14 protein-coding genes, 1 tRNA gene and 1 pseudogene are annotated in these 16,656 nt (G+C 46.7%); 8 read left to right on the top strand and 8 right to left on the bottom strand.

Going from position 1 to position 16,656, the window contains the following annotated elements:
* The first annotated feature begins 81 nt into the window (after positions 1-81).
* Together BOW06_RS12585 and BOW06_RS12580 are read left to right on the top strand one after the other, a co-directional pair.
* Positions 82-579: a hypothetical protein gene (locus tag BOW06_RS12585; protein WP_078454831.1), complete on the top strand. Its 498-nt coding sequence runs from the start codon at positions 82-84 to the stop codon at positions 577-579.
* Positions 580-1,026: 447 nt separating this feature from the next.
* Positions 1,027-3,054: an Ig-like domain-containing protein gene (locus BOW06_RS12580; RefSeq protein ID WP_179115183.1), complete on the top strand. Its 2,028-nt coding sequence runs from the start codon at positions 1,027-1,029 to the stop codon at positions 3,052-3,054.
* Positions 3,055-3,620: 566 nt separating this feature from the next.
* On the opposite strand, the gene BOW06_RS12575 is transcribed toward BOW06_RS12580, so the two are convergent.
* Positions 3,621-3,917 (bottom strand): HGGxSTG domain-containing protein, encoded by a 297-nt coding sequence (locus tag BOW06_RS12575; protein ID WP_256858030.1) that lies wholly within the window; start codon positions 3,915-3,917, stop codon positions 3,621-3,623.
* A 255-nt stretch (positions 3,918-4,172) separates the two neighbouring features.
* Positions 4,173-4,249 (bottom strand) — tRNA-Arg (locus tag BOW06_RS12570).
* A gap of 125 nt (positions 4,250-4,374) precedes the next feature.
* Here BOW06_RS12570 and BOW06_RS13300 point away from each other — a divergent pair.
* Positions 4,375-4,560: pseudogene (locus BOW06_RS13300) on the top strand (MarC family protein); the annotation flags it as partial.
* A 328-nt stretch (positions 4,561-4,888) separates the two neighbouring features.
* Complete coding sequence (locus BOW06_RS12560; protein WP_043118705.1) at positions 4,889-5,773, top strand: crotonase/enoyl-CoA hydratase family protein; 885 nt, start codon at positions 4,889-4,891, stop codon at positions 5,771-5,773.
* On the opposite strand, the gene BOW06_RS12555 is transcribed toward BOW06_RS12560, so the two are convergent.
* From BOW06_RS12555 to BOW06_RS13120, 3 genes are all read right to left on the bottom strand, one after another.
* Positions 5,770-8,307: an ATP-binding protein gene (locus BOW06_RS12555; RefSeq protein WP_230209797.1), complete on the bottom strand. Its 2,538-nt coding sequence runs from the start codon at positions 8,305-8,307 to the stop codon at positions 5,770-5,772. The two genes, BOW06_RS12560 and BOW06_RS12555, sit on opposite strands and share 4 nt — an antisense overlap.
* 50 nt (positions 8,308-8,357) lie before the next feature.
* Positions 8,358-9,488, bottom strand: coding sequence for an HD domain-containing phosphohydrolase (locus BOW06_RS12550; protein ID WP_078453638.1), 1,131 nt, complete (start codon positions 9,486-9,488; stop codon positions 8,358-8,360).
* Between the two features lie 285 nt (positions 9,489-9,773).
* Positions 9,774-9,926 carry a hypothetical protein gene (locus BOW06_RS13120; RefSeq protein ID WP_155276188.1) on the bottom strand — a complete coding sequence of 51 codons (153 nt, stop codon included), beginning with the start codon at positions 9,924-9,926 and terminating at the stop codon, positions 9,774-9,776.
* A gap of 193 nt (positions 9,927-10,119) precedes the next feature.
* Here BOW06_RS13120 and BOW06_RS12545 point away from each other — a divergent pair, with 193 nt between their 5' ends.
* Positions 10,120-11,022 (top strand): tyrosine-type recombinase/integrase, encoded by a 903-nt coding sequence (locus BOW06_RS12545; RefSeq protein ID WP_078455173.1) that lies wholly within the window; start codon positions 10,120-10,122, stop codon positions 11,020-11,022.
* Positions 11,023-11,193: 171 nt separating this feature from the next.
* Here the strand turns inward: BOW06_RS12545 and BOW06_RS12540 are convergent, their stop codons facing one another.
* A complete protein-coding gene (locus tag BOW06_RS12540; RefSeq protein WP_078453636.1) occupies positions 11,194-11,799 on the bottom strand; it encodes a tail fiber domain-containing protein in 606 nt (201 codons plus the stop codon).
* 653 nt (positions 11,800-12,452) lie between these two features.
* Here BOW06_RS12540 and BOW06_RS12535 point away from each other — a divergent pair.
* Positions 12,453-13,496 carry a glycosyltransferase family 25 protein gene (locus BOW06_RS12535; RefSeq protein ID WP_078454828.1) on the top strand — a complete coding sequence of 348 codons (1,044 nt, stop codon included), beginning with the start codon at positions 12,453-12,455 and terminating at the stop codon, positions 13,494-13,496.
* Entirely contained in the window at positions 13,493-13,942 is a 450-nt protein-coding gene (locus BOW06_RS12530) for a phytanoyl-CoA dioxygenase family protein (RefSeq protein WP_143556100.1), read from the top strand. Before BOW06_RS12535 ends, BOW06_RS12530 begins: the two co-directional genes overlap by 4 nt.
* A 23-nt stretch (positions 13,943-13,965) precedes the next feature.
* On the opposite strand, the gene BOW06_RS12525 is transcribed toward BOW06_RS12530, so the two are convergent.
* Together BOW06_RS12525 and BOW06_RS12520 are read right to left on the bottom strand one after the other, a co-directional pair.
* Positions 13,966-14,817: a glycosyltransferase family 2 protein gene (locus tag BOW06_RS12525; RefSeq protein WP_078454827.1), complete on the bottom strand. Its 852-nt coding sequence runs from the start codon at positions 14,815-14,817 to the stop codon at positions 13,966-13,968.
* A gap of 537 nt (positions 14,818-15,354) precedes the next feature.
* The gene (locus BOW06_RS12520) at positions 15,355-15,633 is read right to left on the bottom strand and encodes a helix-hairpin-helix domain-containing protein (protein WP_078453632.1); all 279 of its coding nucleotides are present in this window, start codon (positions 15,631-15,633) and stop codon (positions 15,355-15,357) included.
* 173 nt (positions 15,634-15,806) lie between these two features.
* Between BOW06_RS12520 and BOW06_RS12515 the strand changes: the two genes are divergently transcribed.
* Positions 15,807-16,337, top strand: a complete 531-nt coding sequence (locus BOW06_RS12515; RefSeq protein WP_230208805.1) for a gamma-glutamylcyclotransferase family protein — start codon at positions 15,807-15,809, stop codon at positions 16,335-16,337.
* The last annotated feature ends 319 nt before the right edge of the window (positions 16,338-16,656 follow it).

Raw genomic sequence — 16,656 nt, 5'->3', positions numbered from 1 at the left:
GGGCTATCGCCCTCCAGCTCCTGAATCCATCATTCCACTGGAGCTGAAACCGGCGATGAACTAACATTCAAACCGGACCACTTGCTGGGGGCAGGTCAGGATTACGAGAAAATTGGAACTGTTTCGGCTACAGCTCTGGGAATTAGAAATACACCGCATTACGATTTTGCCAAAAAGACCCTGGATATTTTGAAGGCCTCCAACTCAATTGAAGGAATTGAATTCACAAAAGAATATCTCAATTACGAGCGATATGTTGAACATGAAGCTGTTAGTTGTGGTAAAAAAATACATAATGTATCGAGATATTTAAAATTGATAAATCAGTTTCTCAATACGAAATGCGATCTGATCAATTTTCCAATCGTAGTCAATGAATTTGCCACATTACAAAGTGGTGAATTCATATTCTATATTATCGACGGAATTCACAGAGCGGCATATATAGCTGCATATAGTGATGTCATGGGACAATCAGCAGTAGTTCACATTTCCCCACGTCCTGGCATTTCTCATTGGCCGAACATCAGGAAAATTGATTTTGGCGATACTGTGATAGAAGTAAAGGCTAAGCCTTAGAGTCCAAAATATGCCCACAAGAAGCAGTACATAAGCTGCAATCACTTAAATGATCTCTCCCTCTAATAAATTGAGTGGAATGTCTGCTTCTGGCCGATAGCCGACTTTCGTGGGAATCTGTCGCCCCAGCTAGCCTGAACGACCGCTACCGACCCAAAGCGGACATTCATAAATTACTGGTCGAAGTATATATAAGGCTAAATGCTATAGAGTATTAATTGGCTTGCACTCTACATCCTAATTAGCCATTATGCATGATGCATAGGTGTAATCTTAGAATGAATCAGCTCAGTATTTAGAAAGACAATATCGTGAAAATATAATAGGCAATGTTTAAATGAAGTCAACAATGCTATCTAGCATAACCCGTATGACTTTCCTCCTGATTGTGTCTATATGTGGGGGGGGTGTGGTAGCTCCAGCTCCCAGCCTGAAGCAGCGCTACAGGTGGAAAGTCTCACACCTCAAAAGGATGGGTTGTTCGTCGACATTGATTCTGCCATTCAAATTGAATTTAATATTGCTATCGATGAGGCTTCCCTGCAGGCTGCTTTTTCCATCAGTGGTGGTGTACCAGGTACACTCACCTACGATGCCGGAGCTTATACAGCCACATTCACGCCATTAGCTAACCTGAGTTTTGCCACTCAATATGATATTACATTGTCGGTAGCCCTCCTGAGTGCGGCAGGTAATGCTATGCCCACCGAATTCACCTCATCGTTCAGAACTGCTGGCCAGGAATCGATTACCGGTACCACGAATCTGAATGCAGCACTGCTTGATCTCACATCGGATAATGGTGAGTCAGTATCCGACTTTAATGGGCTGTCACAGGCACTTGAAATAATGGGGGTGCCCCACCATGCAACAATCGACCTGACCGAAGCATTAACTTATGACATTGTTTACGTGGCATCGTACATTGCCCCTGGTACTTTTGATGCAGCTGAAGTGCTTCAGCTCATTAATTATGTGAGTAATGGTGGTGTGATCGTTAGTAGGGGGGTTTCTGATCCTGATCTGTATGCGCTCTTCGGTATAAGCGGTCAAACAAGAGTCAATACACGAAATGCCATGACTTGGTTCACCGGTCTTGGATTGGATGAATTCAAGTATATTGACCAGCCCGAAGAAATTACCGTTAGTCTCGGTGGGGGTAGCTATACAGAGTATATTTACTCCAGAAGCTATGCCACTGATGGTGGTACAGCGATTGCGGAATACAATGATGCTTCAACTGCTGCAGTACTTAACCAGTCAGGTTTAGGAAAAACATACCTCTTAGGAGTTTCATTTTCAGACGTCATTTTACGCAACCAAATGGATATGGACTTCTCGGCAGACCGTGGAGACCTGAATACTTACGAGCCAACCACGGATACGTTCATGCTCTTTCTGCGAGCTATTTACGAGGAAAATGTACCTTACGCTACTTGGAAACATACAAGCACGAAAGAGAGCAAGGCTTCGGTAATCATCACTCATGATCTTGATTCCCAATCAGGTGCTGACTTGATGTCAGACTTTGTCGATCTCGAAATCAGTTATGGTATCAGCGCTAATTACAATATCTGCACACACTATATTGATGATGCGATTGATGGCGATTATTACACGATGAATAATGCTGTTTATCAGTACGCTCTGACACAAGGGCACGTCATCAGTAGCCATAGTGTAGGGCATTTCAGGGACTGGGATGACGAGACTACTATCCCCTTAGGTGCGCCAGGCAATACTATGGCAACCTATCTTCCTGGCAATAATGGAACCACTACAACGGGAGCCACTGTTTACGGGGAGTTGGAAGTGTCCAGAGATCTCCTTGAAAATGATCTAGGCATCGATGTAAAAACGTTCCGTTCTGGACATTTGTTGTGGAATGAGTTTCAACCCGAGGTGATGGAAGCTTTGGATTATAAATTTGACAGCTCATTTAGTGCCAACAGCACCTTAACAAACTTCCCCTATCGCGTACTTTACGAGCGCTCCCTTTCTGCCGCACGCTCGGATATTTACGAGTTCCCCATGAATGCATCAGACGGCTACAGCAATGATGATCCTGCAAATGTCGCAGCTACATGGCTCGGCATTCTCGGAAATAACGTGGATAATGGGGCACTGACTGTCTTGTTGATACACCCTAACCGGGAATACAAGCTGGATGAATTGGAACTGTTTATTCAGGGAATTCCCGAGGATGTAAAAGCTCACAATATGGACGCGTTCGGAGAGTACTGGTCTGCCCGGGATGCATTCTCTTACACGGTGTCCACCGAAAATAATATCTTGGCTATTACTCTCGGGGATTCAGTCGCGCTTCCTGTTCATACGGATGTGAGCCTGGTTGTAAAAGATGGCGTAAATCTTGCGGGTCTAAGAGTCGAAACACACATGGGTGATGGTGTGAGCTATGAAGCTGTCGTTAATGATAGTCAGGACCTAGTCCTATATTCATTTGGTGTGGACTAAGACTAGGCATCATGCTCACTGAACGTCCGCTTCTGGCCGAAAGCAGTCATTCGCTTATCGGCTAGATTACTTGCACTTGGCTTCGTCGAGAATTACAGTGCATTAATGACTAGATTTGCCCCCGAACAAGCTACTCGCTGTCCTCACTGCAAGAAACTGGCTTTACGACAGAGCTTCGCTTCGATTTTCCTTGATCCGATACTCTTTCCGCCCGAATTCCAGGCGATCGTCAGGGGTGATGTATGCTGCCCGTATTGTGCTGAGAAGGTTAATGCGAATGATCTTGCCTGTCTCATGCGGTTGGACGAGCGATGGAAGGCGAACCTATTCTACGATACACCTACTTATGAACCGCACACCTGACAGCCCCTGACAGCAAATAATGTTGGGATTTGTTAGGCACTTCATGGGGTTCGAAATATTAGGAGATGGTGAAAACGTCAACATTAGTCAACACACTCATGGGGTTCGTTCTCTTCCGTGCCCATTGCGTGCAGATTTCGCCTTGCCTTCTAACGTCTGTTTCCTGGGAGTTGAAGGATCGATGTTAAGATTTGTTAAGCATCTCATGGGGTTCGTTTTCTTCTGCACCAGTTCCGAGCTGATTTCGCCTTCCCTTCCTCTGTCTTCGGGCCAGTTGAAAGCCCACCATGATATCGGCAACGACCGCTACTATAGAGAATCTTCTGTTTGCACGGATGGCCTGCTCTGGTTTTGGCGCCGCAGGTTAAATCGGAGAATTCAGGTGGATAATCAGGCAAATCTGGCACAGGATAGGGATAATCCTCTGAATCCCATATCTCGTAGATTCGCTCACATTCTTTGACGTGAGCTATGAAGCGTTTGCGTAATTCATCATTCATATCTAACCACCTCTGGTTAAGCCGCATCACGATCGATGTTCATATCAATTCTAGCGTGAGAACTGTCGGCTTGATGGCCATGTGAGTCATCCGATTGACTTGTAAGAATATCCGCGGCAGCCGAAAGCAGTCATTCGGAGTAGTAACCCCCCTCTCTTGTCATCAAGCGGCTAATAAAAGCGACTAAGAGAGTGACTAAATATTCAGATCAAATAAAAAAGGCCTAGCCGATTAAAGCTAAGCCTTTGTTTTATATGGCGCGCCCGGAAGGATTCGAACCTCCGACCGCCTGGTTCGTAGCCAGGTACTCTATCCAGCTGAGCTACGGGCGCGTTGTTTTGAAGAGGCGCATTTTGCGGTTTTCGCGTCCTTTTGTCAATAAAAACATCTGAATTGCGGCATTGCGAGTGTCTGGCTGGATATTCATCCAAACAACGTATACTCACAGGCCTCTCCATTAACAGCCGGGAATCAGCGCCATGGAATCCTCAGCGTCGTGGTTATCCTGCTGTTAGAGGGTAAAGTGGAACGTATTATTGGCCAGGATGGACTGGTCATTCTAACCAAGCTGACAGGCCTTTTTGTTGCTGCCATCGCAGCCCAGATTATTTTTACCGGGATTAAGAATTTTCTGGCTATCTAGTGGTTCAAACACCCTGAAAACTGCGTTCTCCCCTTCTGGTACCAGCTCATTTTGTTGGCTCAGCATGAAGAAATCGGTACGTCCAGGTAAAAAATCATACACAAATCAGCGACAGTAGAACTTCTAATGATTTATCTCAATAGCTTGCATATCTAGAGATATAAGATATAAACGTAATTGAAATAGTAAAAAAATAGCACTACAAGTATGTTCCTACACCAGTAGTAAAACGTGCTATTTATCGAAATGTAACAACCTTTGTCCGTTTGGTATCGGTTTTCAGTATTTAACCAGGTACCATTTTTTGATAACCACAGGAGTTAATCTGATGAACAACATAGCGCACATTGACCAATCTACCCGTACTCAAACCAAAACTCGTACAGGCGAGTTTGAACAGCTTAATACGCATTATGATGCCCGCTACAAGATCGGCTGGTTTTTGATGAGTGGAGAGCCTCGTCCCTGTTTCACGCCAACCCTGCTGAAGGAATTGGACACTTACCTTGCTGGTGTAGAGCAGGAAATGAAAGATAGCAACGGTGAAAAGTATGATTTCCTGGTTGTAGGCTCTGACGTAAGTGGCATTTTCAACCTGGGTGGTGACCTGAATCTCTTCACTCGCATGATCGACACACGCGACCGCGATGGCCTGTATCAGTATGCTGCCCATTGCATTGATATTCTCTACCGCAACATGTATCACCACAACCAGGATCTCACAACGATTTCACTGATTCAGGGTGATGCCCTGGGTGGCGGCTTCGAGGCTGCACTGTCCAGTAACCTGATCATTGCAGAGCGTGGCGCCAAGATCGGATTGCCAGAAGTCCTGTTCAACCTGTTCCCGGGTATGGGCGCCTACTCGCTGTTGTCCCGTAAAATTGGAGCGCAAAAAGCTGAACAGATGATCCTGAGCGGTCACATTTTCAGTGCCGAGGAGATGCACGAAATGGGCGTTGTCGATGTCCTGGCTGAAAAAGGTGAAGGTGAAATGGCCGTGTACAAATACGCCAAACACGCACAGCGCAGTCGCAATACGATGGCCGCAATGCGCAAGGTCAAGGACGTGACCAATCCTGTCACAATGAAAGAATTGCTGGATATCGCGGAAATCTGGGCGGATGCAGCGTTAAAATTGACCGCAAAAGATCTCAAGATGATGCAGCGCCTGGTAAAACGTCAGAACACCCGTATGGTTTCGAACGCCTAGTCGGGATTATTTGGATTCAGTAACGACTGATCCGAAACTGATTGTTCAAGTGCGCTGGCCGTAAGGTTGAAGACTTCTTCAACCTTGCGGTTAATCTGCTGCATTTTTTCTGTGCCAATGTCGTAGGGTTTCAAGGCTTCCCCCTGCAGACATGTATCAACCAGTTTGTTAGCACCGAGTTCGGTGGCTGACCCTTTCAATGCGTGCAGGCTCTCACGGTACCCGGGGTAATCATCCTGCTCGGCCTCTCTGATGTTACGCAAATGCTTTTTGCCGTCATCACAAAATCCATTGACCAATCCCTGCAGAAAGCCCACGCCCTCCCCCAGGTTAGAGAGTTCACGCAAAATATTTTCATCAAACCAGGGCGACTGCTTGACCCCGCTTGTGGGCGACATGATTTTTGTGGCTTTTCCGGCGACCGGCGTCTCCTTGCTTTTACGCGCACTGTCGCGTGTCAGGACCGCAACCTTTTCCAGTAGCACACGTGCATCAACCGGCTTGGTAAGAAAACTGTTGGCGCCGGCGGCGAGACTTGCTTCACGAGCCTCTGGCGTAGCGTCCGCAGTAAGCATAATCACCGGTAACCGGCTTTCGGTGTCCATGAATCTCAATGCCTTCACCACTTCGATACCGGATTTTTCCGGCATGTTCATATCCAGGATCATCAAGTCAAAACTTTCCAGCTCGGCAGACAGGATATCCAGCGCTTTTTCCCCGCTTGCGGCAAGCTGCACATGGTGGCCGGCTATTCTCAGGATTCCTTCAATCACCTGCTGATTGACCTGGTTATCCTCGGCAACCAGGATATTGAGATTCTTGGTGCTGCCCTGCCGTGCATAGTACTCCGCCAGTGTGACGATATTGCTATCTTCGAAGCTCAGGCTCTGAGCAGCATGAATCGAGTTGTACAGCAGGCGCTTGTCCTCCGGTGATTCAAGCGTGGAGATGTAGTAGTCATTGACCTGGTTGCTTTCGATCATCGAATCCGAAGAGTTGACCAATATCATCGAAAGATGCTCGAGCTCGCGTTCCGAGCTGATCATTTGGGCAAACTGCGTGGGATTGAAATCACGCATGACCGCCTGGTCGACAATCAGAACCTTGTAAGGATTTTGATCCTCGGTGGCATTAACCAGCAGTGAAAATGCGCGGGCGGCAGATTGTACCCAATCGAATTCTATCGACCAGTCCTTCAGTGATGGCCGGATTATGGACGCACACTCCTCGCTACTCAGAAGCAGCAGTCGATTACTTGACAGCTCCTGCTCCCGTTGCGGCATGATTTCAAAGGGTAATTCGAACCAGAATGTGGAGCCTTCGCCGGGCGTGCTCTCAAGACCGATTTCTCCCCCCATCAACTCAACCAGGTCTCGACAAATCGTCGTGCCCAGGCCGGTGCCACCAATACTGCGACTGCCCGCTCCCTCGTCTTGAATGAAATTCTCAAAAATCTTTTCCTGCATGGATTTGTCGATGCCGATTCCTGTATCAACAACTTCAAACCGGATGCGAGGCTTCTTGTCGCTACCGCCGCACGGAAAAACATGCAAATTCACGGTTCCCTTGTCAGTGAACTTGATCGCGTTGTTGATCAGGTTGATCAACACCTGGCGCAGGTGCGGTTGATCGCCAATCAGCTGAAAGGTTGTTTCCGGGTCAATCGTGCAAGAGAGATGTAGGCCCTTTTTTTCACCCATCGGTGCGAGCATGTAACGGACCGAGGTAATCAGCGCATGGAGGTCAAAAGGCTGCGAATCAATCACCAGTTTGCCCGACTCGATCTTGGAAATATCAAGGATGTTTTCAATTAACTCGAGCAGTGTGGTCGCCGAGTTGTGCATGCAGTTAACCAATTCGTGCTGGTCAAACGTCAGGTTGGTTTCACGCAGTAATTCACCCATTCCGATCACACCATTCAACGGTGTGCGTAATTCATGCGACATATTGGCGAGAAAGCGGCTCTTGTAAATATTGGCCTGCTTGGCCTCATCGATCGCCTGGTGCAATTTTTTTAGCAGGAACGCTGCATATAGCGGTAGCAGAATCAGCATGAGTAACAAGCTGATCGCAACCTCGTAGTTTTGCTGCCAGTACTCGCCGTACAAAATGGCCGGGGTAAAACCGGCCAGGCTGACCGCATGCGAAATATAAACGTAGCGGGTTCCGTAGCGAAAACCATTGCCGAGGATGACCCACAGGTAGAGAACGAACAGCTCAACGCTATAGTCACCGGCCAGGTACATGACAATTGACAACGACACCAGGTCGAGAAAAATACCCGCCACCCGTCGTATCGGTGAAGGTCTGGGGCGGTACAAAATCGCACCGGCGATCAGTATCGCACCGATGTAATAGCCTAATGCAATCAGCGAGGGCAGGGTTTGCAGATGTTGCCAGAAGCCCAGTTCCGAATTCCAGGGGAAACAAAAATAGCCAAGCAGAAAAATACCAATCGTAAGCCGCAGTTTTATCGCCTGTTCGGGTTCCGTATCACCCGTTTTACGCAGCCGCTTGGAAATCTTTCTGATCAAAGATTTCTTACGTTGTGCTTTGCCTTGAAGTTCCATATCCAGTGGAAAACTCAATCAGTTAATTCAGCACGAATCTGGAAGATGTCGTCCAGCCGGTTAAAGAAAGCGTTCACGCATTCCGGATCAAAATGATTGCCCGATTCAAGTTCAAGCATGTTCAACGCTTGTTCATCCGTCCAGGCTTTTTTATATGGTCGCTTGGTCACCAGTGCATCGAACACGTCGGCTACCGCCACGATACGAGCCTCCAGGGGAATTTCCTGTCCCTGCAAGCCGCTTGGATAACCGCTACCATCGAACTTTTCGTGATGATTGAGAGCGATGATCGACCCCAGCTGAATATAACGCGACTGGCTGTTGCTAAGGATGTTGTGGCCAAAAACGGTATGCTGCTTCATTATTTCCCATTCGCTTGAAGTCAGTTTTCCCGTCTTGAGCAGAATGTGATCAGGGATACCGATTTTGCCAATATCATGCATCGGTGCCGCATATTCAATGTCATCGCACTCAATTTTCGCAATGCCCAACTCTTCGGCTATGGCTCTTGAGTATTTGGCCGTACGCAGTACATGATTGCCTGTATCTGAATCCCTGTATTCACCCGCCAGACCGAGTCTGAGCAGGGTTTCGCGTTCACGCGACACGATTTGCTGGGTCGCAACGTCAACTTGACGAGCCAACCAGTCGGCCTTGTCACGAATAATCGATTGCTGCTCCTGCATCTTAAGCAGGTTACGACAGCTTGTGCTGCATTCAATCTGGTCGATTGGCCGGGTCAGGAATGCGGTGGCGCCCGCATCCAGCGCCTCATAACGAACAGATTTTTCGCTGACAACAGTAATCATCATGATGGGCACGGACTCGAAATCCGACATGCCACGTACACGCCTGATGAACTCTACTCCATTGATTTCCGGCATACGATAGTCGGTGATGATCATGTCCGCAGGATTGGTCTTGAGCCACTCCAGCGCCTTGCTCGCTGAACTGAAGCCTGTTACCTGAAGGTCGCTATCAATTTTCCGGACAAGCATTTCAAGAATGGTGCGCCCAGTCGATTCGTCATCGACAATCACGACATGGCGCCGACGACGCAACACACTCAGCCGGCGTGCATTCTCATATGGCTCAACATTAGTTGATTGCCTGGGTTTTGCGGATTTTTGCTTGTGTTTATTCAACGCCTACCATCCGTTACACATTTCATGTTCAACCGCTGGGGACCTGTACCGGCCGCACCTATGTGCTGCTGGCATTACTCACGGTCTCTAATTAACGGCGAAATTTGTCGAATTTCACTTTTTTAATTGTTTTTATAAATTTTTTCCCTTTTATTAAACCCCGTTCGTCCAAGAAAGTGGTCAGGTACTTTTCATATCACCTGGTAAACATGCTATTTGGGCACTAGCGTAACAGACTATTGCCGGTGTCTAACGCACGAGCCAACTGTACCAATCCCATAGATATCACGTATAGAAAGTATAAACACCCTTTTTATTCACGTCCAGCAACTGCTGACTGCTGTTGAATACCCTGCTAAGGGTGCGTGAAAGGACAATTGTCGAACCCTCTGTCGGGTTCTCATCACTTTCTGTGGCAATAAACAAAAAGCCCGACACAAGGTCGGGCTCTTTTGTTTATGGCGGAGAGTGAGTCCCCCGTACTCAAGTCCAGTGAAATTCATATCAGTTCATTATCACAGATAAAAACAAGGTTTATGGTCAGTTATCAGTCCGATACTGTCTAGCAAGGTTTTCTATAATCCGTACATCACCCGTACATTGATACGTACATTAGTTACTGGAGGTGGAGATGGCAAAGACAATCAAGAGGCTGACCGATCTGAAGGTTAAACGGCTAAAAGAGATCGGCTCATATCCTGACGGTGAGGGTCTCTATCTGCAAATTACCAAGACAGGAGCTAAGTCATGGCTCTATCGCTACGAGGTTGGCGGGAAAGGACGTAAAAAGGGGTTAGGTGCTTACCCCACAGTTTCCCTTGAGAAAGCGCGTGCAACCGCACATGAATGCCGTCTTCATCGGCAGCAGGGGCTTGATCCGATTGATTATGCGAAGCAACTGGAGGAAGAGAAGGCAGCCCAAAAACAGCTTGATAAAGCCCAGACCAAGACCTTCAAGCTATGTGCTGCTGAATATATTGATGCAAGGAAAGCTGAATGGTCAAATGCTAAACACGCGCATCAATGGAGTCAGTCACTTGAATCCTATGCTTTTTCTTGCTTTGGTGAAATGCCAGTTCAGGATGTCAATGTTGCACTGGTCATGGAGGCACTAAAGCCGATCTGGACGACCAAGACTGAGACGGCGACCAGGGTAAGGCAGCGCATTGAATCAATTTTGGATTACGCAACAACACTTCACTACAGGAGTGGCGAGAATCCGGCAAGATGGAAAGGACATCTGGACAAGGTGTTGCCTAAACCAACCAAAATTCGGACTGTCGTTCATCACCCCGCAATGTCGTATTTTGATGTACCGGATTATTTCCAATTACTTCGTCAGAAAAATTCCGTAGCAGCAAATGTATTGGCATTTACAATCCTTACGGTGACCAGAAGCGGAGAGGCGCGTAATGCGAAGTGGGATGAGATCGACCTAAACCAAGCTGTCTGGACGATACCTGCCAAGCGCATGAAGGCAAGAAAACTGTTTCGTGGTATCAACTGTCGTTCAGCAGGCTTTGATCGATGTTAACGAGCGGCTCCTCATCGACTACAGGAGTCAGTAGTGTTAATCACATCACCTACACTGCCCTTGTATCTGTTCCTGTTCATCCTGCCATCGGCCTTCATTTGACCGATGACAGGCTTAATCACGTTTCTTATTTATTCAATTGAGGTATACAATCAAAGGGAAATACAATCACTACAGGAAGATGCTGGTATTGTCCTGTTGCCACTCATCAAGAGTGACCATTTTCAGACCAAGCCTGCTGTAATAAACAGCATAAAAGCCATTATTTCCGGTGGTGACAGTATCCCTGTATCCGGCTTGTTGCAACAGGTCTTGCGCCATTACACCTACATAGGTCGTATCATCCCACAGGTATTTGAACGAGTAGAGTTTCAGCCCATTGTCCAGCGTGGCTATCTGCTCTACATCCTGCTTCAGGCGAATGTCGGAATCCTGTAAAACCTCGACACTATCCTCCCCTTTCGTATCAAGTACACCTACGCCGAAGTTGAATACCTTCTGGCAGAAATCATAGCCAAAGTGCAGTTCGCTGTTGGTGAAGTTGCGTCCTCCAATTACGCTGCAGCCCAGTTTGTTATCTCTTGCCGGGTAAAATGTGACACCAGCGCCACCCATCCAGGCATTTTCCTCGTTGGTTGTCAGAAGATTAAGACTGATGCCGAAATCCCTTATCCCGCCGGCACCAAAAGGAATAGTCAGAGAAAGAGAGGCAGTAGGGTCGTAATCTGTCGTTGATGATGGTGACGGTTGGGCAATAGCACCGCCTGTGATAATCACGAGCAGAAAAAGTGTCAGTAGTGTTTTTTCATTTTCCTCTCCAGAGACTCATTATTAGTGAAACATTTGGGATAAAGCTTAGCGTAAATTAGCACAATATACAGGCTATCATATCGAAAAAACATCACATTCACGGCTGACAACAAATGGTAGTTCAGCAATTGCCGCCATATCCGCTAAACCTGACCAACTTCTGCTTCTGGCCGATAGCAGTCATTCGTACTTTGGTGGCTTGAAATGGGCAGAAATTGAATAAATCTACTTACATCCATAGTTACATTTGATTATTTCGGGAAATAAAAAAGGAGCTACATTTCTGTAACTCCTTGATTATATTGGTGGGCCATCAGGGACTTTAACCCCGGACCAAAGGATTATGAGAAACAGGAATAGTTCTTTACGCTGGTATTCACACGGATTCCGCTTTTCGGGTCGCTTTTACCTGGTCGATGCATTCATAGTATCAATGCATTGTGTGCAAAACTTCTGCACGATCTGAATGACGAATGAGCGTACGATGATTATCTCATCAGTTGAGAGGTGCAAGAATGGGTATGCACGATCAGCAACCAGCCGGTACCTGTAAAATTCCTCCTGCCTGTATGATAAAATTATCTGAATTTTCTCCCACCCCCTGATTCCGGATTGATGTAATGAGCCTTGCTGCCTATGTACTGACTATTGAATCGATTGAAGAGCGTGTCACCGATGCAAGAGAGTTGGTTGATTACATGGTGAAATTGGATGTGGCAGAAGAGATATCTGTTTTCCCCGCGATTTACTGGAAGGATGAGAACTCCATTATTGATTTTCTTACCAGGCATCCAGAACATACCTTTTCTGAAAAAAACCTGAGCCAGTGCCTGATGGGACAATTGGCCACCACTCTCAGTCACATCAGTATCTGGCGACAGCTTCTCAATAGCAGCCATGAGGGCGCGCTGGTTTTCGAAGACGATATGTATATCAGCGATACACAAAGATTCACCGATATCGTTACAGAACTGAAGCAGAAACCGGAGCTGGAGTGGGTTCGCATCCACCTGCACAAAAAGTACCGGGACGAAGCTCTGCGGTTGAAAGGTGTGGGACTTTTTGCCGATGACCCTATGCCCTGGGGATTTGCCACTTATTATATCAGCCGTGCAGGAGCGAAAAAATTACTTGGTCAATGTTATAACATGGGTCAGCCAATCGACTGGCTACCTCCCCTGATGAAGCAGCACGGCTTTCTTGACAGCAAAACAGTGACAGAGGTTGTTGTGGAGCATCATGATTTTGAAGGGGATGAATCTGAATTAGAGGGACGCGACGAAATAGAGTGCAAAGAGGACAAGCTGCAGAAATCACCCAGCACCGTCTGGACATCTCCGTTATTGGCCGAAAACGTACGCCTTTACACTTTTGTTTCCCGCCTTACCAAAATGCGGCAACTGAAAACAGAAGGTATCACTGTACTGCGAGGTGTTTTTGATCAGGACGAGGTGGTCAAAGCGAGGGAGCTTGTGCTTGAAAACCGAAACCTGTTCAAGAACACGCGTCCCACACCATCGGCTGGGCACCTCGCCGGCTTTCATCGATTTCCTGCTCTCGAATCACTGCATGTCAGACCAGCGGGCAATCCTGTTATCGGGAGTTTTTTTCAACTCTTTTTCAACTCTTTTTCGAGTCGGCAGGTTTCCGCACCATCGGCTTGAGCGACATCACCATAAATCGTTCACAGAAATGGCATACCGACTTGTTGCGAGGCCCTTATAAACAACATCTCGACGGGGCATTGAGCTGGGGTATGTTGGATGGCAGTGTTTACAAGATACTCTTCTACCTGCAAGACGGAAAAAGCCTGAAGTACATCAAGGGTTCGCATTGCAAGCCGATATCGCTTGAAAATGATCGCTACAGTGAGCCTGGCATGAATGATGAAGTGGGCTCGATTGCTGTGTATGCAGGTGATGTTGTCATCATGGACGTCCGCACTGTTCACCGTGGAACTGATGAGTCTTTCTACGCTTCAGGTGAGTGGGATGATAAGCCTAGAATCCTGGTATCTACGGTATTGGGGAAAGTCGGTTCAAAGCTGACCCGGGCGATGGAGAAGGGGAACTTTTCCCGCTTAATGGACTGGATGGATCAGCATCCCTGATTCTGTATTTTTTTCAATAGTATTCAGAACGATGATTCATCCTGCTTTTCAATCGATAGAGTTAGTGTGACCTGATTTTTCATCCTGTAGGGAGGCGGTAGCCATCCCGTGGAGTTGAATGTTAAAGATACATCAGGATATTCTCGAGTATCATCCGGATTCCAGTCTCTGAGTGCACTGGTGATTTCGTTTCGTATTTGCTTGCGTATATCGAGTGGGATGTCAGGATTGAGGTTGTTTAAGGCCATTATTTGTAATTTCGCCACCCTGTAGAATTTATTGATGATGCGACTGTGGAGTTTGCTCTTTATGCTGTAATGGGCATACCGCTCCTTGTCATCATGTTCGATTGCCTGCAGGTATTCAGCAGGAAATTGCGCTTCGGAATAGCCAGCGAGCTGTAAGCGGGAATGAAAATCATTATCTTCACCTCCCCAACCACGAAAAACCTCGTCATAGCCTCCGGAGCGGGCGAATGCCTGCCTGGTGCAGAGGACGGTTCCCCATGTATCACTTCCCTTTATCCTGTCGCTCTGGATTGAACGGAAATGGAAACTGGGATGCAGATTCTGCCGTAACCAATCCAGCCATCCTGGTGTGATGAGAATATCTGCATCGATAAAACAGATCCATTCTGAACTTGTTGCTGCTACACCAATGTTGCGTGCCCGGGCAACGCAAAAATCTTCATCGTCATTAACCCTGACAACCTTAACCGTAGGGTAGTGGTCTTCGATCCAGTCTCCACTTTTATCAGGGCAGCCGTAATCAACCACGACTATTTCGTCGGGTGCCTGGGCGACGATTGGTGGCAGTGTTTGCTTGATATGATGCAGACGGCTTTTACAGGTCGTAACAAAGGCAACCGATTTCATTGGGATATCCAGTTTATGCTTAACGGTTTTCTCCTGATGAAGAAATTACCACACTTCTCTGACATTTGGTTGCTGTCCTTTATGACTTGCTCCAGAGGGCGTCGAAAAATCAACCTCAGTAGCGTCTTCGGTGGGTAGTATGTGGGTATACGGGAGGTAGATGACGAGATCTGACTTGTCAGCTTTATGGACTATGACCTAGGATATTTTGATAGGACTGTGAACAGGGTGGAGCCAATGGGCGTTAGCCCATTCGCTAAAAGTGTTACCCATGTCCTCGGAATAATCTGTTACCTATGTGACAGGAACAGACCCTGTAAAATGTGGTGGGCCGTCAGGGACTTGAACCCCGGACCAAAGGATTATGAGCCTGAACAGCTAATTTTAACTTACTGATAAAACAGTTACTTACGGCGATTACCCTTTTCTAAACGCGGCACAATGAAGCACAGTTACTGCTCAATGTGCCTGGAAGTGGCACAAAACTGGCACAGTCGAATAAATGACTGCTTCCGACCCAAAGCGGTCATTTGAAAGTCAGGCACTAGACAGGTGTTTTTTACGTTCTTGAGTAAATTTCCACCACTGCCTTGGACGACCGCCTTCCATATATCTCACTGCTGAAATAAAGACGTCAATCACGCATGGATCGTGTCTCACATGCGTGAATTTGCATAAATTCTCGTACATGAGATAAGGATTTTTACCAATCAAGTCTGCAGGCTTCCTGATTCCCAGGATGGCTAATAGTTTTTCTGTCGCAGGGCCTACTATATTTGGCACATCTTGTAAGTGCTCGAGCTTTCTACTCTTCATCGTTGTTACATATTACTTGAATAACCGCTTCCGACCCACAGCGGCCGTTCGATGTATGTCTTTAAGGCTTACTTTCAATCAAATAATCTTTGGATAAAGTTTGTCTTAAGTTTAATAGTTTCTGTGCGAATTACCTCGCCTTTCACTATGGCAGGCTTTGACAAGCAGATACAATGAACACAAGCATCCGCCTGCATAAGAGTTACTCAATCATGAAATACTTTGCTTACGGTTCTAACATGTCACTTGCCCGGCTCAGAGGGCGAACCCCGAGCGCAAACAGGTTGGGAATATATACTCTCAGAGAACATTCACTTCGATTCCATAAAATTAGTCATGATGGCTCAGGTAAATGTGATGCTTTCCACACAAAGTGTCCTGATGACTTCGTAATAGGAGCTGTCTTTCAAATTAGTCTGGATGAAAAGCCTGATTTAGATTACGCAGAAGGACTCGGATATGGTTATGAGGAGAAACTGGTCTCTATTGTAGATGCTGATGGAAATAGTATTGAGGCTCTCACTTATTATGCGACCAAAATTGACCCGGACATTAAAACCTACACCTGGTACTTGAATCACGTTCTTATCGGTGCACGTGAAGTAGGGTTGCCAAACTCATACATTCAAACTATTCAAGCCATAGATTGTATAGAAGACCCGGACGCCGAAAGAGATGTAATACAACGGGCGATTCATAGATAAAACCAAGAACACTAATGGCCAACCAGAATCACAAATATCGTAGACTCGACTGCTATTAGCAGATGGATGATTCAGGACGGCAGCATAAAACTAGCAATAATCTTTGAAAGTGATTTCCTACCTGAAGGTCCGCTTCTGGCCGAAAGCAGACCTTGGCGAGATTTGGTTAGCTCAATCAGGCTGAATGGCAGCTAACGACCCAAAGCGGTCATTCACTGAATACCATATGATACCTCCACTCCCCCTTTCTTAGTATAAGCTTTACCTTATTAATCGTGAATTCAATTTCCAAGTGCAACTCAACAGAGTTGGTTAGAGG

It is taken from the genome of Solemya velum gill symbiont (assembly GCF_002020255.1).
Lineage (GTDB): Bacteria > Pseudomonadota > Gammaproteobacteria > Chromatiales > Chromatiaceae.
The sequence above is the reverse complement of the archived record's forward strand: the minus strand, read 5'-3'. Positions and strand labels throughout refer to the sequence as shown.